The organism is Faecalibacterium sp. PGM34 (assembly GCF_054456555.1).
Genome location: NZ_CM136898.1, coordinates 565,666 through 584,626, shown reverse-complemented (window position 1 = coordinate 584,626; position 18,961 = coordinate 565,666). Strand labels below are relative to the sequence as shown.

The 18,961-nt window shown below is 59.0% G+C and carries 16 protein-coding genes, 1 tRNA gene and 1 pseudogene; 8 read left to right on the top strand and 10 right to left on the bottom strand.

The features are described 5' to 3' along the window. Positions 1 to 181 precede the first annotated feature (181 nt). The 3 genes from galE (at position 182) to ACXPUX_RS02845 (ending at position 4,785) form a co-directional block, all read left to right on the top strand. Complete coding sequence (gene galE / locus ACXPUX_RS02855) at positions 182 to 1,207, top strand: UDP-glucose 4-epimerase GalE (RefSeq protein WP_458829868.1); 1,026 nt, start codon at positions 182 to 184, stop codon at positions 1,205 to 1,207. A gap of 158 nt (positions 1,208 to 1,365) precedes the next feature. After that, the gene (feoB, locus tag ACXPUX_RS02850) at positions 1,366 to 3,708 is read left to right on the top strand and encodes a ferrous iron transport protein B (protein ID WP_458829867.1); all 2,343 of its coding nucleotides are present in this window, start codon (positions 1,366 to 1,368) and stop codon (positions 3,706 to 3,708) included. A 642-nt stretch (positions 3,709 to 4,350) separates the two neighbouring features. Further along, positions 4,351 to 4,785, top strand: coding sequence for a MarR family winged helix-turn-helix transcriptional regulator (locus ACXPUX_RS02845; RefSeq protein WP_458829866.1), 435 nt, complete (start codon positions 4,351 to 4,353; stop codon positions 4,783 to 4,785). A 54-nt stretch (positions 4,786 to 4,839) separates the two neighbouring features. Here ACXPUX_RS02845 and tig read toward each other — a convergent pair whose 3' ends face one another. Then, entirely contained in the window at positions 4,840 to 6,144 is a 1,305-nt protein-coding gene (gene tig, locus ACXPUX_RS02840; protein WP_458829865.1) for a trigger factor, read from the bottom strand. Between the two features lie 255 nt (positions 6,145 to 6,399). On the opposite strand from tig, the gene sdaAB reads away from it, so the two are divergent. The 3 genes from sdaAB to ACXPUX_RS02825 all read left to right on the top strand — a co-directional run bounded on the left by sdaAB (position 6,400) and on the right by ACXPUX_RS02825 (position 8,244). Further along, positions 6,400 to 7,080, top strand: coding sequence for an L-serine ammonia-lyase, iron-sulfur-dependent subunit beta (gene sdaAB / locus ACXPUX_RS02835; protein WP_112091433.1), 681 nt, complete (start codon positions 6,400 to 6,402; stop codon positions 7,078 to 7,080). 3 nt (positions 7,081 to 7,083) lie between these two features. Further along, entirely contained in the window at positions 7,084 to 7,959 is an 876-nt protein-coding gene (gene sdaAA, locus ACXPUX_RS02830; protein ID WP_249241005.1) for an L-serine ammonia-lyase, iron-sulfur-dependent, subunit alpha, read from the top strand. 208 nt (positions 7,960 to 8,167) lie between these two features. Beyond that, positions 8,168 to 8,244, top strand: a tRNA-Arg gene (locus ACXPUX_RS02825). 150 nt (positions 8,245 to 8,394) lie between these two features. On the opposite strand, the gene ACXPUX_RS02820 is transcribed toward ACXPUX_RS02825, so the two are convergent. From ACXPUX_RS02820 to ACXPUX_RS02800, 5 genes are all read right to left on the bottom strand, one after another. After that, complete coding sequence (locus ACXPUX_RS02820) at positions 8,395 to 9,783, bottom strand: site-specific integrase (protein ID WP_458829863.1); 1,389 nt, start codon at positions 9,781 to 9,783, stop codon at positions 8,395 to 8,397. Between the two features lie 15 nt (positions 9,784 to 9,798). Continuing rightward, complete coding sequence (locus ACXPUX_RS02815; protein ID WP_458831143.1) at positions 9,799 to 10,092, bottom strand: helix-turn-helix domain-containing protein; 294 nt, start codon at positions 10,090 to 10,092, stop codon at positions 9,799 to 9,801. 24 nt (positions 10,093 to 10,116) lie between these two features. Further along, positions 10,117 to 11,091 (bottom strand): MobV family relaxase, encoded by a 975-nt coding sequence (mobV, locus tag ACXPUX_RS02810; RefSeq protein WP_458829861.1) that lies wholly within the window; start codon positions 11,089 to 11,091, stop codon positions 10,117 to 10,119. 191 nt (positions 11,092 to 11,282) lie between these two features. After that, complete coding sequence (locus tag ACXPUX_RS02805) at positions 11,283 to 12,542, bottom strand: DNA primase family protein (protein WP_458831147.1); 1,260 nt, start codon at positions 12,540 to 12,542, stop codon at positions 11,283 to 11,285. Positions 12,543 to 12,672: 130 nt separating this feature from the next. Beyond that, positions 12,673 to 13,275 (bottom strand): CHC2 zinc finger domain-containing protein, encoded by a 603-nt coding sequence (locus ACXPUX_RS02800; RefSeq protein ID WP_458829859.1) that lies wholly within the window; start codon positions 13,273 to 13,275, stop codon positions 12,673 to 12,675. Between the two features lie 449 nt (positions 13,276 to 13,724). Between ACXPUX_RS02800 and ACXPUX_RS02795 the strand changes: the two genes are divergently transcribed. Further along, positions 13,725 to 14,540 (top strand): helix-turn-helix domain-containing protein, encoded by an 816-nt coding sequence (locus tag ACXPUX_RS02795; protein WP_117535565.1) that lies wholly within the window; start codon positions 13,725 to 13,727, stop codon positions 14,538 to 14,540. Positions 14,541 to 14,813: 273 nt separating this feature from the next. Here ACXPUX_RS02795 and ACXPUX_RS02790 read toward each other — a convergent pair. Next, positions 14,814 to 15,065 (bottom strand): annotated as a pseudogene (locus ACXPUX_RS02790) (DNA cytosine methyltransferase); the annotation flags it as partial. Between the two features lie 163 nt (positions 15,066 to 15,228). Between ACXPUX_RS02790 and ACXPUX_RS02785 the strand changes: the two are divergent. Beyond that, positions 15,229 to 16,011: a FadR/GntR family transcriptional regulator gene (locus ACXPUX_RS02785; protein WP_458829857.1), complete on the top strand. Its 783-nt coding sequence runs from the start codon at positions 15,229 to 15,231 to the stop codon at positions 16,009 to 16,011. A gap of 101 nt (positions 16,012 to 16,112) precedes the next feature. Here ACXPUX_RS02785 and dgoD read toward each other — a convergent pair whose 3' ends face one another. The 3 genes from dgoD to ACXPUX_RS02770 are packed head-to-tail and all read right to left on the bottom strand — an operon-like array spanning position 16,113 to position 18,937. Further along, entirely contained in the window at positions 16,113 to 17,261 is a 1,149-nt protein-coding gene (dgoD, locus tag ACXPUX_RS02780; protein WP_458829855.1) for a galactonate dehydratase, read from the bottom strand. 53 nt (positions 17,262 to 17,314) lie between these two features. Further along, complete coding sequence (locus ACXPUX_RS02775) at positions 17,315 to 17,941, bottom strand: bifunctional 4-hydroxy-2-oxoglutarate aldolase/2-dehydro-3-deoxy-phosphogluconate aldolase (RefSeq protein WP_458829853.1); 627 nt, start codon at positions 17,939 to 17,941, stop codon at positions 17,315 to 17,317. Between the two features lie 48 nt (positions 17,942 to 17,989). Further along, complete coding sequence (locus ACXPUX_RS02770; protein WP_458829851.1) at positions 17,990 to 18,937, bottom strand: sugar kinase; 948 nt, start codon at positions 18,935 to 18,937, stop codon at positions 17,990 to 17,992. Positions 18,938 to 18,961: the final 24 nt, after the last annotated feature.

Genomic DNA, 18,961 nt, shown 5'->3' with positions numbered 1-18,961 from the left:
AAAGCGCGAAAAATCTCTGTCAATCAAAAGTGTAATGCGCAAAGATGCAACAAAAATATATCTGAATAAAGAAAGCGCCCCTTGCAGTCGGCGGCAAAAAGCGGTATTCTTTAAGCAGACCGGGCAGCGCCCGGCGCAAAGAGATAAAAGTGATAATACTATGTGAGAGAGGTACTCGGCTATGGCAATTTTGGTTTCCGGCGGCGCCGGCTACATCGGCAGCCACACCTGCATCGAACTGTTGAACGCTGGCTACGATATCGTGGTGGCAGATAACTATTATAACGCTTCCCCCGTGGTTCTGGACCGGGTCAAGCAGATCACCGGCAAGGATTTCCGCTTCTATAATGCAGACATGACCCGCCGCGAGGACGTGGAGAAGATCTTCTCCGAGTGCCCGGACATCACCGCCGTCATCCAGTTTGCAGCCTACAAGGCTGTGGGCGAGAGCGTGTCCAAGCCCATCGAGTACTACTACAATAACCTCAACTGCACGCTGGTCATTCTGGACGTGATGCGCCATCATGACTGCCACAACTTCGTGTTCAGCTCCTCTGCTACCGTCTACGGCGACCCCGCCAGTGTGCCCATCACCGAGGACTTCCCCGTGGGCGCTACCACCAACCCCTACGGCACCACCAAGGCCTTTACCGAGCGCATCCTGCAGGACGTGTGCAAGGCTGACCCCAGCCTGAATGTGGCGCTGCTGCGCTACTTCAACCCCATCGGTGCCCACAAGAGCGGCCTGATCGGCGAGGACCCCAACGGCATCCCCAATAACCTGATGCCCTACATTGCCAAGGTGGCTGTGGGCAAGCTGGAAAAGGTGCACGTCTTTGGCAACGACTACCCCACCCCGGACGGCACCGGTGTGCGTGACTACATCCACGTTGTGGATCTGGCCCGGGGCCATGTGTGCGCCATCCGCAAGCTGGAGACCGGCTGCGGCCTCTTCATCTGCAATCTGGGCACCGGCAAGGGGTACAGCGTGCTGGACGTCATCCATGCCTTCTCCAAGGCCTGCGGCAAGGAGATCCCCTATGTCATCGACCCGCGCCGTCCCGGCGATATCGCCGAGTGCTACGCCGACCCCACCAAGGCCAAGAACGAGCTGGGCTGGGTGGCTGAGTACGGCATCGAGGAGATGTGCGCCGACAGCTGGAACTGGCAGAAGAACAACCCCGATGGCTACCACACCGTGAAGTAACTTTATAAAGATGGAGCACCGCATATTCTCGCCCGAGAGTGTGCGGTGCTTTTTTGTGTCTGTTTTTTCTATTGACATCCGCTGCCAGTTAGCCTATACTACATTTGTTAACACAGACTAACACACAAGAACAGTACATATAAAAGAAGGCAACGGATATGACGTTAAAAGAGTTACAGATCGGCAAAAGCGCCATTGTGGATGCTGTGGGCGGTGCAGGCGCACTGCGGCAGCATTTTCTGGATATGGGTCTGATCCCCGGGGCAGAGGTCACGCTGGTAAAGCTGGCGCCCATGGGCGACCCCATGGAGCTGCGCATCCACGGTTATGAGCTGACCCTGCGTCTGGACGATGCGGCACAGATCACCGTGACCCCCACCGAAAAGACCCCGGCGGTGCACGCCCCGGTGGACGGAAAGATGGTGGAGCACCCGGGTCTTGGCGAGGGCGGCAAGTACCACACCAAGGAGGGGGAGCATCCCCTGCCGGAGGATAAGACCCTGACCTTTGCGCTGGCGGGCAACCAGAACTGCGGCAAGACCACCCTGTTCAACCAGCTTACCGGCTCCAACCAGCATGTCGGCAACTTCCCGGGTGTGACGGTAGACCGCAAGAGCGGTGCCATCAAGGGGCACCCGGAGACCGAAGTCACCGACCTGCCGGGCATCTACTCCATGTCCCCCTATTCCAGCGAGGAGATTGTCACCCGGCAGTTCATTATCGGCGAAAAGCCCACCGGCATCATCAACATCGTGGACGCCACCAACATCGAGCGCAACCTCTACCTGACCATGCAGCTGATGGAGCTGGATATCCCCATGGTGCTGGCGCTGAACATGATGGACGAAATGCGCGGCAACGGCGGCACGGTGCGCATCAACAAGATGGAGGCGATGCTGGGCATCCCGGTCATCCCCATCTCCGCCGCCAAGAACGAGGGCGTGGACGAGCTGGTAGACCACGCCGTCCATGTGGCAAAGTATCAGGAGCGCCCCGGACGCATGGATTTTTGCAGCGAGGAGGACCACGGCGGCGCAGTGCACCGCTGCATCCACGGCATCCTGCACCTCATCGAGGATCACGCCAAGGCGGCGGGCATCCCGGTGCGTTTTGCCGCCACCAAGCTGGTGGAGGGTGACCCCCGCATTGAGGAAGCGCTGAAGCTGGACCCCAACGAAAAAGAAATGATCGAGCATATCATCGTGCAGATGGAGCAGGAGCGCGGACTGGACCGCGCTGCCGCCATTGCGGATATGCGCTTCTCCTTCATTCAGAAGCTGGTGGCGCAGACGGTGGTCAAGCCCCACGAAAGCAAGGAGCAGCTGCGCTCCAACCGCATCGACAAGTTCCTCACCGGCAAGTACACCGCCATCCCGGCGTTTATCGCCATTATGGGTCTGGTGTTCTTCCTTACCTTCAATGTCATCGGCCTGTTCTTCCAGAACCTCATGGAGATGGGCATCGATGCCCTGACCGGCGTTGTGGACACCGCCCTGACCAACTGGAACGTCAACGCGGCGGTGCACTCGCTGGTCATCGACGGCATCTTTACCGGCGTGGGCAGCGTGCTGAGCTTTCTGCCCATCATCGTGGTGCTGTTCTTCTTCCTCTCCATGCTGGAGGATACCGGCTACATGGCGCGTGTCGCCTTTGTGATGGATAAGCTGCTGCGCCGCATCGGCCTGTCCGGCCGCAGCATCGTGCCCATGCTCATCGGCTTTGGCTGCACCGTGCCCGGCGTGATGGCAAGCCGCACCCTGCCCTCGGAGCGCGACCGCAAAATGACCATCCTGCTCACCCCGTTCATGAGCTGCTCGGCAAAGCTGCCCATTTACAGCCTGTTTGCGGCGGCGTTCTTCCCCAAGTACGCGGGACTTGTGATGGTTCTGCTGTACTTCACCGGCATTCTGGTGGGCGTGCTGGCGGCGCTGCTGCTCAAGAGCACCGTGTTCAAGGGCGAGGCCGTGCCCTTTGTCATGGAGCTGCCCAACTACCGCCTGCCCGGACTGAAGAACGTGACGCAGCTGCTGTGGGAAAAGGCGCGGGACTTCTTGCAGAAGGCCTTCACGGTCATTTTTGTCGCCACCATCGTCATCTGGTTCTTGCAGAACTTTGACCTGCAGCTGCGGCTGACCGCTGACCCGCAGGCCAGCATTCTGGCGCGCATTGCGGGCGATATCGCCCCGCTGTTTGCCCCGCTGGGCTTTGCGGACTGGCGCATCTCTACCGCCCTTATCACCGGCTTTATGGCTAAGGAGAGCGTGGTGTCCTCGCTGCTCATCCTCTTCGGCTCTACCGCTGCCCTGACCGCAGCCCTCACCCCGGCACAGGCCGCACCGCTGCTGGTGTTCTGTCTGCTGTACACCCCCTGCATTGCGGCGGTGGCCTCGGTCAAGCGGGAGCTTGGCGGCAAGTGGGCTACCATCATGGTGGTCAACCAGTGCGCCGTGGCATGGCTGTGTGCCCTGCTGGTGCGTCTGGTCGCCGTAGTGGTGTTCTGAAAAACGATTTGAATGCGCGCCGCGTTCGCTTTGCGCATCATCAGCGGAAAAATTATTTATAATAGAGCAATGCCGGAGCGTCTGCGGACGCTCCGGCATTGCATTTTCACAGGAAGGAGTTGGGAACGAACCCTCTCTGTCATCGCTGTGCGATGCCAGCTCCCCCGAAGGGGGAACTTTTTTGCGGCGGCGGGAAGGTTTCTTATTGCACCTAATACTTTAGCAACGAACGTAACGGCTTGGCTCTCCCTGAGAGGAAAGACTTCCCCCGCTCCGGGGGAAGATGTCGCGCAGCGACAAAAGGGGGAATCTGGCGCGGGAGCGCCTGAGAGGGCGAGCGAGGCTAACGGCGTGCGCCCTCTCCGTCATCGCTGCGCGATGCCACCTCTCCCAAAGGGAGAGGCAAGAGCACCCCCGGAAGCTTTCTCATTACTCCTAAAACTTCAGCAATGAGCCTTACGGCTTGGCTCTCCCTGAGAGGAAAGACTTCCCCCGCTCCGGGGGAAGATGTCGCGCAGCGACAAAAGGGGGAATCTGGCGCGGGAGCGCCTGAGAGGGCTCCCCTCCCCTTGACATCTCCCCGCATCTGCACTATAATACTTCAAAAATGAACTATCTACATAAGAACAAAAGGAGCGCCCCATGAACCCTACCATAGAGATCAGCTTCAAGACTGCGCAGGCCTACAACGCCATGTGCAAGCCGCTGTGTCAGGAGCTCAAGCTGCCCCAGACCGCCTTTGATATCCTGATGTTTTTAGCCAACAACCCGGACTGCACCACTGCCCGGGATATCGTGGAGATCCGCAAGATCAAGGCAAATCTTGTGTCGGTAAACGTGGACCGTCTGGTGCAGGAGGGGTATCTGGAGCGCCGCGCCGTGGCGGGCGACCGCCGCAAGACCCAGCTGCTGTGCACCGAAAAGGCGCAGCCGGTCATCGCACGGGGGCGCGCAGTGCAGGAGCGCTTTTTTGCCCGTCTGCTGCAAAACACCGATGCCGCCACCCGGGAGGCGTTTTTCCGCACCATGGAGGTCATCGGGAAAAATCTGGATGAGATCCTGCTGCAATTCTCATGAGCTATAACAAAAAACAGCCAAGCCCACAGGCTTGGCTGTTTTTATATCTTAAGCTTACTTGCTCTCTACCTTTTCCTCGATGGTGGAGTGGTCGATGACCCAATCGGCAGCCTTGCGGATGCCCTCGTTGCGGCGCAGGGCAGCGATGTCGGTGCCAGCCTTGATCTCCTCGACCGTCTTTTTGGTCTTTTCGGCGCGCTCTGCCAGCTGCTTGTCGATCTCCTCGTCGGTGGGCAGCAGGTTCTCCTGCTGTGCGATCTGCAGCAGTGCCATGCGGGCGCGGGTGTTCTTCTCTGCGGCGGCACGCACCTTGGCAGTAAAGCTCTCGCGGGTCTCATGGATCTGGCTCAGGTAGGTATTCAGGCTCATGCGCTGCATCTGCAGCTGCTGCTGGATGCCCTGCATCTGCTGCTGGTAGGCGTTCTCCACCAGAATGCTGGGGATCTCGCCCTCGGCGGCATCAGCCAGCTGACCAAGGATCTGATCCTTGGCGTGGTTCAGCGCACCGCCGTGGCGGCCGTCGAACAGCTGCTGCTTCACGAAGGCGCGGTACTCCTCCATGGTCTCCTTGCCCATCTTCTTGGCAAAGTCGCTGTTCAGGGCAGGCAGCTGACGCACGCACACGTCATGCAGCTTGATCTTGAACACGACAGGCTTGCCCGCCAGCTCCTTGTTGGGGTAGTTCTGGGGGAAGGTGACGTTGATCTCGAACTCGTCCCCTGCCTTGTGACCCAGAATGCCGTCCTCGAAGCCGGGGATCATGCGGCCGCTGCCCAGCTGCACCGACTGGTCCTTTGCCGTGCCGCCCTTAAAGGCCACACCGTCCAGAAGACCCTCAAAGTCCATGTGCACCACATTGCCCTTTACAGCGGGGCCCTTGTGGGGCACCAGCTCTGCGGCATAGTTGCGGCGGCGCTCCAGCACCGTGTCGATCTCCTTGTCGGTCACCTCCGGGGTGACGCACTGGGAGGTAAAGCCGGTGGTCTTGGTCAGCTTCAGTTCGGGCTGCAGCGCCACGGTGGCGGTAGCCACAAAGCCCTCGTCCTTCTTCACGCTTACCAGATCGTAGCTGGGATCATCTACCGGCGCAAAGCCGTGCTCCTTCAATGCAGCCTCGTACAAAGCAGGCACATCCTGATCCATCAGATCGTTGATGGCATCGTACCAGAAGGTGTGCTCGCCGCGGTCAGCCTCGATCTGTGCGCGGTCGGCCTCGCCCTTCTGGAAGCCCTTGATGGTATAAGTGGCGCGGGTGCGCTCATAGACCGCGTTGGAGGCGGTCTCCAGTTCCTCAGCCGTAGCGCTGAAGGTCATTTTGCAGACACTCTTTTCAGGAGTTTCCACGCTTACCAGTTTCATAGGATCTACCCTCCGTGTTGTTCCCTTGGCGGCGGGGCGGCGCTGCCAAGGCAGCAGCCGGAACGCCATTTTGGGGACATTTTCAAACATTAGTAAAGTTATTATAGCACAAGTGCAGCAAAAGCGGTATAATAAACTTGATAAAAATGTGCCGTTTTGGCAATTTTAGTCCATTCAAGCAGGAAAAAGCGCGTTTTGCGGCAGCAGCTGCCGCGCAAAAGCGGGAAACCCCTCAGGAAAGGAAGGCTGTCCCCTATGCGATTATTTGATGTTCTGGGCCCGGTGATGATCGGACCCTCTTCCAGCCACACCGCCGGTGCGGCAAAGATCGGCTATACCGCACAAAAGCTTCTGGGCGAGGTTCCGGCGCAGGCAGACATCGGCCTGTACGGCAGCTTTGCCACCACCGGCAAGGGCCACGGCACCGACCGTGCGCTGGTGGCGGGGCTGCTGGGTCTGCGCCCGGACGACCCCCGCCTGCCGGACAGCTTTGCGCTGGCTGCGCAGCAGGGGATGCAGTTCAGCATCCACCCGGTAGAGCTGCGCTCTGCCCACCCTAACACCGCCGTGCTCACCCTGACCAGCCGCACCGGGCGGCAGCTTTCGCTCAAGGCGGCGTCGGTGGGCGGCGGACGCATCCGCGTGACGGAAATTGACGGCGTCCCGGCGGATTTCGGCGGGGACAGTAACACCCTCATCATTCACAACGAGGACACCCCCGGCTGCATTGCCGAGGTGACCATGGCGCTGGCGCTGCGGCGCATCAATATCGCGTCCATGCAGGTGTTCCGCGCGGCCGCGGGCGGCTATGCGGTGATGGTGCTGGAGTGCGACTCCCACATCCCCCACGCGCTGGAGCGGCAGCTGGCGGTGATGCCGGGTCTGCTGAAGGTGACCTGCCTGAACGTAGACGAGCCGGAAGAAACGGAGGAATGAGCCATGGCATTTTTGTCCTGTGAAGAGATGCTGGCCGCTGCCCGCAGCCAGAAGATCACGCTGGCAGAGGCGGTGCTGCGCAGCGATCTGGAGGAGAGCCGCCTGACCGAGGCGCACAGCCGCGCCGCCATGCGGCACCTGTGGCAGGTGATGCAGGCCACCAGTCAGGAGTATGACCCCGCGCAGCGCAGCCGCAGCGGCCTTTCCGGCGGCGATGCCGCCAAAGTGGAGCAGGCGTGGCAGCAGGGACGCCTGCTGGGCGATGATTATCTGGCCGCCGTAACAGCGGAAGCCCTGAAGACCGCCGAGTGCAACGCCTGCATGAAGCGCATTGTAGCCGCGCCCACAGCGGGCAGCTGCGGGGTGCTGCCGGCAGTACTGCTGCCGCTGGCGCGCGCCGGGCAGGCAGACGAGGATGCCGTCTGCGATGCGCTGTATGTGGCGGCAGGCTTTGGGCAGGTCATCGCCGCCCGCGCCACGCTGGCGGGCGCAGAGGGCGGCTGTCAGGCCGAGGTAGGCGCTGCAAGCGCCATGGCCGCCGCCGCTCTGTGTAACCTGAAGGGTGGCACCCCGGAGCAGTGCGCCGCTGCCGCCGCCATGGCACTGGGCAACCTGCTGGGTCTGGTCTGCGACCCCGTGGCGGGTCTGGTAGAGGTGCCCTGCATCAAGCGCAACGTGGTGGGCGCGGTGAACGCGGTCTCCTGCGCCAACATGGCGCTGGCTGGGGTGGACTACGCCATCCCCTGCGATGAGGTTATCGATGCCATGGGGCGCGTGGGCAGTTTGCTCTCCCCCGACCTGCGCGAGACCGGTCAGGGCGGCCTTGCCGCCACCCCCACCGGCGTAAAAATCGCCCGTCAGCTGGCGCAGGAGGACTGAGCGCCACGCCCGCTCTCCCCCGCCCGGCGGGCAAAAAGCGGCCACAGAAGCCGCTTTTTGCGCCGGGACGGCAGAGGATTTACAGAAAAGCCGCAGTAAAATCAAAGAAAAGACGTTCTTTTTCGGAAAATATAAAATTATTTTAAAAAAGTTGTTGACAAACCCCGCCCTTCGTGATAAAATACATCATGTTCCGAACGGAACGTATGCGTTGGTAGCTCAGCTGGATAGAGTGACTGACTACGAATCAGTAGGCCGGGGGTTCGAGTCCCTTCCATCGCACCAGAAAATGCCGTGAAATCGAAAGATTTCATGGCTTTTTTGTTTTGTAAGCTATGGCTGCACGGTTTCTGCACGGTTTTTGCACGGTCGGTGTTATCCATGTCCGATTATGTAGGGCTCTGTATTGCATTGCAATCAGTGCCCTTTTTTGCATCAGGTGAGCAGTGCCAGGCGGAGTTTTGCCTTCATTTCCGGGTCGGCATCCTTGAGCAATTCCAAAAGAGCCGTCATGGAGATGGTGGGTTCGCCTGCGGCGGGTACAGCCTGCGGGCTGAGAGCGTCGGGCTTGGCATAGAAGCCGCTTTCAAACTTCTTGCCCAGTTCCACACGGGAGGATTGCTGGATATGGGCGTAGGTGTTCACCAGCATATCCGCACTGGCGTGACCGGTAGTCCCCTGCACCGCCTTGATGTCGCCGCCGGAGATCATCAACTGGTAGGTGGCACTGGAGTGGCGCAGACCGTGAAAGACGATACGCGGGAACTCCGGGTGGGCGTCCTGCCATTTCAGGAACTTTTTGCGGATGAGCACCGGCTCCACCGCCAGACCATTGGGCAGCCGCAGCAGCATCCCGCTGTTGCGGTACCGCTCCGGGTCGAGGGCTTCTTCCCGCTTCAGCCGTTCCAGCCACTGCTTTAGCTCCTCCCGCAGGGCAGCGGTCATAAAGATGGTACGGCAGGAGGCTTCGGTCTTGGTGTCTTTCAGGATGAGGGAAGTCTTGCTGCCCTCCAGCTTGTCCGGGAAGATGCGGAGGATGCAGCCCTTGTCCACCTGTGCCAGCGTGTCCTTCTGCACCCGCTGCATGGAACGGTTGACGGTGAAGGTGCCCATGCCGTTGGCGGCATCAAAGTCGATGTCCTCCGGGGTCAGACCTGCCACCTCCCCTTCCCGCAGCGCACCCACCAGCGTCAGGTGCACCGCCAGATGCAGGATGGGGTCCTCCATGCTGTCCAGCGCTGCCCGCATCTCCTCCACTTCCCAGATGCTACGCTCTTGGGTGGTCTTTTTGGGGGCTTCCACCGGGACGGGGCTTTTAATAAGGATGCCCCACTCCACCGCCAGCAGAAAGGAATTGTGCAGAAGCTGGTGAACCTCATGGAGGGTGGTGCCGGAGAGGGTGCGCTTCTGCTGCTTGGGCGAGAGGTCTCGCCGCTTGCCGCCCACATACTGTCCGCAGGGGGTCTTGCTCAGGGTGTCGTACAGGGCTTCGATGTGGTAGGGCCGCAGCTTCTGCATCTGCATCTCCCCGATATAGGGGATGATGAGGTTCTGGATGAGCGCCAGATTGGACTGGTAGGTCTTGGGTGCCCACTTGTGCTTGCTGCACTGCTTGGGCAGCCAGTCCATCAGGAACTCTGCCACCGTCACCGTGGACGGAATCAGGAAATTGCCTGTTGCCAGCTCGTGCTCGATCTGCTTCTGGCGTTTCACCGCCTCCTCTTTTGTGGGAAAGCTCTCCCATTTGTCGCAGCTCTTGCCGTGCTCGTCCTGATAGGTGTAGCGGACACTGTAAGAGCTGCCGCGTTTCGTGATATATGCCATAGATTTGCCTCCTTATCAAGCTGCCCGGTAGAGCCACGCATCGAAGCTGTCCTTCGGGATGCGGATGCTTCCGCCTGCCCGCAGGACACGGAACTCGGTGGTACTGTTGCACAGGTTGTAGGCGGCACGCTGGCTGATGGCCAGCATCTGTGCGACCTCCTTCACCGTATACACCAGCTTTGTGGTCTCAGGGCTGTTGGTCGGAGACTTGACGGCATTGATTCGAGTGACCACCTCCATTGTAGCCGGATCAGAGTCCGACTGCAAGAGCTTTTTCGTATAATCCAAAGATTTCACATTCTCGTACATTTTATTACACATAGGCATTGCTCCTTACTTATCGTGGCGCATCGCAGGTTCCTGCGTGCGGTCTTCATAAAATCGAATGACCTCCGGCGGGATGCTGTCCAGCGTTTTCAGGGCGGCTTCATAGTCCTGCCGCAGCTTGGCATCCTCCAGACGCTTCAAGACGCTCCCTTCCTTCGCTTTGTCCAGCGAGGCGGAGAGCGTCTTGTTCTTCTCTTTCAGTTTTTCGTTTTCGGCGGCGGTCTTGGTGAAGGCTACGTTGTACTTTCGCAGCTGGTCCTTCATCCGTGCTACGTTGGGGATATAGCTGTCCAGCAGCTTGCTGATCTCCGCCGCACGGCTCTTGCCGTTGAAGGGGTTGATACCCACCAGCAGAGCATCCAGTTGCTCCTTCTGCTTGGTCAGTTGGGTCATCTCCTTGAAGATGCGGGGCGGGATATGCTCCCGCCCGGTCTGGCTGGCGCTTTCACCCCGTTCCAGCTCCGGGTACTGCTTGACCATGTGCTGCCAGAACTCATCCTGCCACTTCACAAGGTTCTTGCGGTTGCCGATGATCTCCTTGGCGCTCAGCCGTCCGTCAGCAGTCAGGGGCACAAAGCAGAGGTGCAGGTGGGGCGTTTTCTCGTCCATGTGAATGACGGCGGAGAGGAAGGTATCCGGGCGCTGTCTGCTCTCCAAAAATTTCAGGGCGTACGCAAAGTACGCCCTGATCTCCCGGTTGGTCTTATCCTTGAAAAACTCCGGGCTGGCGGTGACAAGCGCCTCCACCACCCGCACGCTGTCCTTGCGGACACGGCAGTGGGCGGCGGCTATCATGCGGTCGGCTTCTTCCCGGTACCTGCCCTGCGGCTGCACCAGATGGAGGTTGTAGCGGCTCCGGCTCGTGTCGATGTCCGGGTTGCTGGCGTACTGCTCCTTGGTGCGCTCGTTGTGGGCTTCGATGGGGCTGATGGCAGGCCCCTTGTACTTTTTGAACCTTAAAATGCCGTATTGGGCTTTCATAGATCACGCTCCTTCTTGGGGTGTACAAAAAATCTGTACGGACTTCAAATAACCTGTACGGTCTGTACGGCGTACGGCGACCTGGAATATAAACGATAACACGTTTTAATTTGAACCAATTTGCCGTACAGGTGCGTACAAGTACAGACCGTACAGGTTGTACGAACTTCTTCCGTGAAAAAATGCACTTTTTACGGGCAGGGGTGGACAAGCGGCTCGATGCCTACAAAACCCCGCACCCTGCGGCCACCGGGCAGGTAGATGTTGTTGGTGGCTTCAAGGTTATAGCGGCGGTCGTTCTGTCGCAGTTCCGCGCTGAAACGGATGGCAGATACGCTGTGGTAGGCGTTGTCCTCGCACCACTGCTTGTAAATGTCGTAGAACTCCTTGGAGCTGATGGAGTAGTCCGCCTTGAAGCGGAAGTAGCCCTCGGACTCCATGAAGTCGATGACATTGTTGCTGCTGCGCTTGATGGTGTCCACGTTGGCGGCGGCTCGTTCGCTGACCGTGAAACGGAAGTTGTTCTGCACCAACCGGTGCAGTCCTTCCAGACACCACAGCAGGATGCCCTCCAACTCGGCGCACATCTTCTCCACAAGGAAAGGGTCGTCTGTGCGGTCGGCAGGCTTGTCCTTAGTGGTCAGGATAAGTTGGCGGCGAAAGAAACCGTCCGAATGGTCGTACAGCGAGGTCAGCGCACCGTTGCCGAAACAGAGGAACCGGGCGTAAATGTCCCGCTGGTAGCTCTGGACACCCTTGCGCTCCAAGTCCAGCTTGGCTTCGGCGGTCACGATGGTCTTGATATAATTTGTTTTAGGCAGGGCGTTCATGTCCATGTCATCGTCGATCATCAGCAGGCGGCGTTCCAGATCGGCACGGGCAAAGCGGTTGTTCTCCACTTTCTGGACGCTGCCGTTGCTGGCGGCATCTCCCATGAGCCGCTTGAGCACCAGCCCGATGCGGGACTTGCCCTCGCCGCCCTTGCCAACGATGAGCATCATCTTCTGGCCTTTGGTGCTGGGGATCAGGCAGTAGCCCAGATATTCCTGCAAGGTGGGGATGTCGGCATCGTCCAGCAGTTCGTGCAGAAAGGTCAGCCAGCGATCCGGGCTGGCTGCTTTGGGGTCGTACCTCACAGGTAAACGGTTCTGGCAGAACAGGCGGCTCTCCTGAAAAGAGCCGTCCGGCAGATGGTACACGCCGTTCTGGAGGTGGATGCAGTCCTGCTCGATAGGGAACGGGTCGGAAAAGGCCAGCAGCTTGATGGTCTCCAGAATGTTGATGACCTTTTTTGACAGGCCGGAGGTGACATATTCCTCGATGTTCTCCAAGATGCGCTGCTTGATCTCGCTTTCGTCCTCCACCGGGCCGTCCAGCGTGTACAGCGTTCCGTTGACGCATTTCAGCGGCCACTGTTCCAGAAAGGCACGGCCAAACTGGACTTCATCGATCTTCTTTCCGTTGTACCAGTCCGGTCATAAGGGGTTGCGGGAAATGTTTTTCTTCATGTGGTGGTTCTCCTTTAGAAAAGTGAAGTGGCGGGTCTCACGGTGAGACCTACCACTTCAGGTGAATAAATTATCAGGCGCACTTCGCCAGAGCAAGGCGGTCGGTGCGCTCCTCCAGCATCAGCAGGTACGACCCGGACAGCAGCTGTGCGGCGGCAGCGGCCTTCTGCTGGGGCGTTCCAAATGCAACGTAGTCCGTCAGGTGCTCGATGGTCTCGGTCGTGTGGAGGGCTTCTTCAAACCGTGGGTCATGCGGTTCCTCCGGGGTGGCGGGCTTGTAGCGCTCCTGCCAGTCGTGCAGCAGGTCGAGATAATCGGTCAGCACCCGCAGACAGTAGGCGATGTCTGCCCACTGCTCGTCCGTCAGGCCGCGCTTGGGCGGCGGCAGGGCGATGGCATTGGCGGGTGGCTTATCCGGGTCAAGCCCGAAGTCACTTGCGAGCTTCTCGGCGGCTTGCCGGGGGTTCAGGTCGAACAGCTTGGCGGTGAGGTCGATGGCATCGCCGTTGGCTCCGCAGCCAAAGCAGTAATAATAGGTGTCGTTCAGCTTCATGCTGGGGTCGCTGTCAGAATGGAACGGACAGCACACCATGCCATGGCGGTCGGGCTCCATGCCGTACATCTCTCCCACCTGCCGAACGGTGATGGCGGACTTGATCTTTTGATATAAACTCAAAATTTCTCCTTTGGTCAAAGGTTTTGGAACGGATCAATTTGATCCTTGCCACGTTCAAAGTCACCGAAGTCCCCAAGTGAGAATCTCGGTGAAGCCGGTCTCCCTTGCTGCCTCCCGACAGGAAATCTTTTTGGACTCTGTGTCGGCCCCATGCAGGGCGCTCGCTCCCCCGATGGGAGGTCTTGGCGGTCTGGGCAGTTCGGACGGTCATTCTGTTGTCAAGGTCCTGTTATGAAAGATATTTCAGAGGGCTTTCGCGGGAAGCCCTTAATATGTTCGCTGCTGGGGAGTTATATGTTTTCTTTCTGTCTATAGGATAGCACTGCAATGGCCGCTGTGCCGTATATCCATAATGTCGGAAAATAGATGCAGAAACTGCAAAATTCCACGCTTATGGACAGGAACTGCCGGAAGTGGTATACTGTGCAAAAAACATCGGAGGTGCGACCATGAACATCAAGCTGACACTGGGAGAACGGCTCAAAGACCTGCGTGTGGAGCGGAATCTGAAGCTGGAAACGCTGGCAGAGCAGACGGGTCTGTCCAAATCGGCACTGTCGAAGTATGAGAGCGACGATGTGACCGACCTCAGCATTTACGCCGTGACAACGCTGGCTGAGTTCTATGGTGTGACCACGGACTATCTGCTGGGTGTGACGGAAAACAAAAAACGCCCAGACGCAGTCCTTTCGGACTTGCATCTGAGCGATGGCGCAGTGGACGTATTAAGGAATGGAAAATTCAATCATCGGCTGCTGTGCGAGCTGATCGTGCATGAGAATTTCCAGCGGTTCATGACCGATCTGGAAATCTATGTGGATGGATATGTCAGCGCAAACATTCAAAACCTCAATGCCGGTCTGGAAGCGACTCGGCAAATGCTGAAAAAGAAGTATGCAGCAGATGAAAACGATCTGTACATGAGCACCTTGAAGTTGGGGCAGATTGATGAAGATGAGTACTTTGGCAGGGTTTTGTATGATGAGCTGGTGGCTATCCTGAAAAACATCAAGACGGAACACCGCAAGGACAAGACCACTTCGGATGGTGCGATGGTCGATAACCTGATGAAGGAACTGGAGGATGCACAGAAACTTGAAGGGTCTGCGGATGAAAAGAAGATCCGAACGGCATTGAAGGCAATCGGCATCAACTACGATAAGCTGACAGAAGATGAAAGAAAGCTGATAAAGAAGATTCTTTATAAAACGGCAATGCTGAAACCGGGGACACTTGCAGGCAACCGGGGCAAGCACAGACGCTGATCATTTGCCCTGCGCCTTATAGGGGGAGCGCTGCTGCGGCAGGAAGGAGAACGTACACCATTGGTTCCTCTGAAAGCCTGCGATGGGTGGGCGGAGATCGTCAACTGCCATGCCCATCCGCGCATCCTTCTGCCACAGAACAGGTGCTTGCCGGAGCCTCTCGCAGCCCCTTTTCCGCATCAGCCGGAACCAAGGTGTAACACACTAGACTTTGCGGGCAAAGTCGTGTGCCAAAGGGGTGCTGCCTCTCGCCTGTCGGCTCGGTCAGGTGCTTCAAAATGCGCTGCATTTTGAGGTCGCCACTGGCGACCCGCACCCCTTTGGAAACCCAAGAGAAACGCCCATCAACTGCGCTGCTCGTCCTCGGCCAGTGCGCTGATCCGGCTTGCCCATGGCCTTGATCAGCGGAACGACGAGCGCATTCCCCATGGTGAAATAGCGCAGTCGTTCCGGCATCCCGGCTGTCCAATCATCCGGGAAGCCATTGAGCCGTTCGCATTCGATGGGCGTTAGCGTACGCAGACGCATGGAACAAGATCATTGCCACCCGCAACATCACTTCCCACGGCTGCGATGAAAAGATTGTCGGAACAGACATTTCTGCGACCAGGATGCTTTACAGTCTCTGAAATTTTCGGTATAATGAAAAATAGAAAAAAGCTGAAAAGACCAAAGAGAGAGGAAACTTATGGAGAACGCGGAATATGATTCCAGCCGACCACTGGCAGAACAGGTGGCCCAAAAGATCAAGGATTACATCCTGGAAGAAAAACTGAAGGCTGGTGATAAGCTCCCTACAGAAACGGCTCTGGCCAAGGAAATGGGAGTGGCCCGCAGTACCGTGCGTGAGGCTATCAAGCGGCTGGAATCCCAGAACATCCTGACGGTGCGCCACGGGGCAGGCTCCTTTGTGACGGACCAGCCAGGCTTGGCTGATGACCCCCTGGGGCTGGATTTTATCGAGGACAAAGAGCGGCTGGCCTTTGACCTGCTGGAAGTACGCAATATCATCGAGCCTGCCATTGCCGCTCTGGCAGCCCACCACGCCACCCCGGAGCAGATCGCCGAGATGGAGCAGCTGTACAATCAGATGGAGTACCACATCCTCCACGGCCAGGACTACCTGGAGGAGGATATGAAGTTCCACCGGGCCATTGCCCAGGCCAGCGGCAACCTGGTGGCTCCCCAGCTGACCCCCATTATCACGGCGTCGGTGGAGGTGTTCACCGAGGGCACCCACCGCACCCTGCTGCAGGAGACCCTGAACACCCACAAGGCAGTGCTGGAGGCCATCAAGAGCGGCGACAGCACCTGGGCTCGGGACGCCATGACTCTACACATTACCTACAACCGGGATCTGTACCGGAAGATGCGCCGCCAGCGCAACGGCGAACCGCCCCTGACCCCCAAGGTGCCGGAATGGGTGCTGGCCCTGAAGGAACTCAGCAGCCCCCAGGAAGAGGACACCTGAGCCTTTTTTCAACAACAAGAACAGCCCACAGGCTGAGAGTGCAACGCTCCAGTCTGTGGGCTGATTTTTTATGGGATTTCAGGCGGCCAGGGCAGGGAGCATCACCACTCGGCTACGCTGCCGTCCTTGTGACGCCACACCGGGTTCTTCCACTGGTGGGGGGTCTTGTTCTCCTCCAGCACCAGCTCTTTGTTCACCTCTACACCCAGACCCGGGCGCACAGGCAGCTGCACACGGCCATCCACGAACTTAAAGTCCTCCTGGTTGGTCACATAGTCCAGCACGCTCTTGCCCACGTTGTAGTGGATGCCGATGCTCTGCTCCTGGATCACGGCGTTGTAGCAGGTGGCATCCACATTCAGGCAGCTGGCCAGAGCGATGGGGCCCAGGGGGCAGTGGGGGGCCAGGGCTACGTCATAGGCCTCGGCCATGGAGGCGATCTTTTTCACCTCCGTAAGGCCGCCGGCATGGCTCAGGTCCGGCTGGATGATGTCCACGCCGCCAGCCTGCAGCAGACGCTTGAAGTCGTACTTGGTGAACAGACGCTCGCCGGTGGCAATGGGCACATTGCAGGCAGCGGCGATCTCCTTGAACACCTCCATGTTCTCGCACAGCACCGGCTCCTCGATGAACATGGGGTCAAACTCCTCCAGCTTTTTGGCCAGCACCTTGGCCATGGGCTTGTGCACACGGCCGTGGAAGTCGATGGCAATGCCAAAGTACTTGCCGCAGCTTTCCCGGATGGCGGCCACGCGCTCCAGAACAGCGTCCACTTTGTCGTAGGTGTCGATCATCTGTAGCTCTTCGGTGGCGTTCATCTTGATGGCGGTAAAGCCGGCGTTCTTGCGTTCCAGAGCGGCAGCGCCCACATCGCTGGGGCGATCGCCACCGATCCAGCTGTACACACGCATGTTGTCACGGCAGGCACCGCCCATGAGCTGGTACACCGGGGCATTGAAAAACTTGCCCTTGATGTCCCACAGAGCCTGATCAATGCCGGCAATGGCGCTCATGAGCACGCCGCCGCCCCGGTAGAACCCGGCACGGTACAGCACGGCGGAAAAATCTTCGATCCTCATGGGGTCCTGGCCAATGAGGTAGGGCTTCATCTCCTGGACACAGGCCAGCACGGTGGAGCAGTGGCCCTCCAGCACGGGCTCGCCCCAGCCGGTAAAGCCCTCGTCAGTCACGATCTCAACAAAGCCCCAGCGGGGACGGACGGTATAGGTGTTGACTTCAACGATCTTCATGGGATAGATTCCTTTCTGTTTTATCTGTTATAATATGGACGTTCTGTAGAAACTCAGCGGCGGATCTGCTCCACCATGCTGCGGACGTAGGCGGCGCAGGCTTCCCAGTCGTTGGCAGCTACGGCTTCCTTGGGCATCAGGCTGGAAGCCAACCCTACGCTGATGCAGCCGGCGTCAAAGAACTCGCGGATATTGGCGGGGCTCACGCCGCCAATGGCCATGTAGTTGGTGCCGTCAAAGGGACCCTGCAGGTCCTTGACATAGTGCCGGGGCATACTGCCGGCAGGGAACAGCTTCATGGTCTTGTAGCCAAACTGCAGGCTGGTGGCCACGTCGGTGGGGGTCAGCACGCCGGGCAGCAGAGCAATGTCGTGGTCGGCGCAGTAGCCGAACACATCCAGAGGGGTGCCGGGGGTCAGCAGGAACTGTGCACCGGCGTCCAGAGCAGCCTTGCAGCGGTCCACGGTAATGGCGGTGCCGGCACCTACGGTGCAGCGATCGCCGAAATGGGTGCGCAGCATCGTAATCTGTTCCAGAGCGTGGGGGCTGTTCAGTGCCACCTCAAAGAAGGGAGCACCACCCTGCACGGCAGCTTCGGCGTAATCGATGGTCTTTTCCAACGGAACGTTCCGCAGGATGGCCAGCAAAGGGTGTTTGGAAACCAGATCATAAGTGTCCATACAGAAAAACTCCTTTCAGCAAACAATGAAACCGGCGGTTTCAGAGGATCAACGGTAAGTGATGGCAGCGCCGGTGAGGGCAGCTTCCATCTGGATGGCGTCGGGGTAGCCCTCCACGTCGCCGGGGGTCTGGGTGGCAAGGGCACCGCAGACGGCACCCATGCGCCCGGCGGTGATCACGTCCCGGCCCTGTAGGTACCCGGCCAGGAACCCGGCGTTGAAGCCGTCTCCGGCTCCGATGGGTTCCACAGGCTTGCAGGGGTAGGGCGGCAGCTTCTCACGGGTGGTCTTGTCTGCTACCCAGGCACCGTTGCCCCCGTCCTTGATGGCGGCCCACACAGCGCAGCCCTGCTGGAACAGCAGGTCGAAGATGGCGTCCGGGTCCCGGAGGCCAAACAGAGCCTCGGCCTCGTCCAGGCCCAGCAGCACGATCTGGCTCTGGAGGGTCAGGTCCCGGATCAGGGGGGCGTAGTCCTGGCCCTTCCACAGCTTGCGGCGGATGTTGGGGTCAAAGCTGATGGCCACCCCCTGCTCCTTGGCCAGGGCAAAGGCAGCCTTGGTCATGGCCAGGCAGCTTTCGCTGAGCACCGGGGTGATGCCGCTCATGTGCAGGATCTTGACCCCCTCCAGCAGGGCCGGGGTCACATCCTCCGGGCACAGGTGGCTGGCGGCACTGTTCTCCCGGTAATAGAATACCTTGGTCTCGCCTACGCCGGTCTCCTTGAACATGATGCCGGTGCGGTGGTCCGGGTCGTAGATGACCCGGGAGCAGTCCACGCCCTCGGCCCGGAGCTGGTTGCGGATAAAGCAGCCAAACTCGTCGGTGCCCAGGCGGCTGACCCAGGCGGCCTCCAGGCCCAGCTTGGCCAGGCCTACGGCCACATTGCTTTCGGCTCCGGCGGTGCGGATGCCAAAGTTCTGCACATAGCGCAGGGCACCTACGCTATCGGGGGTAAAGGCGGCCATGGTCTCGCCGATGGTGATCAACTGTGGCATAAAAACACTCCTTTTCTTATAAAT

Coding starts and splice junctions, on each gene's coding strand:
- ACXPUX_RS02775 (WP_458829853.1), bottom strand. CDS start 17,941: ATGGACACTTATGATCTGGTTTCCAAACACCCTTTGCTGGCCATCCTG.
- sdaAA (WP_249241005.1), top strand. CDS start 7,084: ATGGCATTTTTGTCCTGTGAAGAGATGCTGGCCGCTGCCCGCAGCCAG.
- feoB (WP_458829867.1), top strand. CDS start 1,366: ATGACGTTAAAAGAGTTACAGATCGGCAAAAGCGCCATTGTGGATGCT.
- dgoD (WP_458829855.1), bottom strand. CDS start 17,261: ATGAAGATCGTTGAAGTCAACACCTATACCGTCCGTCCCCGCTGGGGC.
- tig (WP_458829865.1), bottom strand. CDS start 6,144: ATGAAACTGGTAAGCGTGGAAACTCCTGAAAAGAGTGTCTGCAAAATG.
- ACXPUX_RS02795 (WP_117535565.1), top strand. CDS start 13,725: ATGAACATCAAGCTGACACTGGGAGAACGGCTCAAAGACCTGCGTGTG.
- ACXPUX_RS02785 (WP_458829857.1), top strand. CDS start 15,229: ATGGAGAACGCGGAATATGATTCCAGCCGACCACTGGCAGAACAGGTG.
- mobV (WP_458829861.1), bottom strand. CDS start 11,091: ATGAAAGCCCAATACGGCATTTTAAGGTTCAAAAAGTACAAGGGGCCT.
- ACXPUX_RS02845 (WP_458829866.1), top strand. CDS start 4,351: ATGAACCCTACCATAGAGATCAGCTTCAAGACTGCGCAGGCCTACAAC.
- ACXPUX_RS02770 (WP_458829851.1), bottom strand. CDS start 18,937: ATGCCACAGTTGATCACCATCGGCGAGACCATGGCCGCCTTTACCCCC.
- ACXPUX_RS02820 (WP_458829863.1), bottom strand. CDS start 9,783: ATGGCATATATCACGAAACGCGGCAGCTCTTACAGTGTCCGCTACACC.
- ACXPUX_RS02815 (WP_458831143.1), bottom strand. CDS start 10,092: ATGTACGAGAATGTGAAATCTTTGGATTATACGAAAAAGCTCTTGCAG.
- sdaAB (WP_112091433.1), top strand. CDS start 6,400: ATGCGATTATTTGATGTTCTGGGCCCGGTGATGATCGGACCCTCTTCC.
- galE (WP_458829868.1), top strand. CDS start 182: ATGGCAATTTTGGTTTCCGGCGGCGCCGGCTACATCGGCAGCCACACC.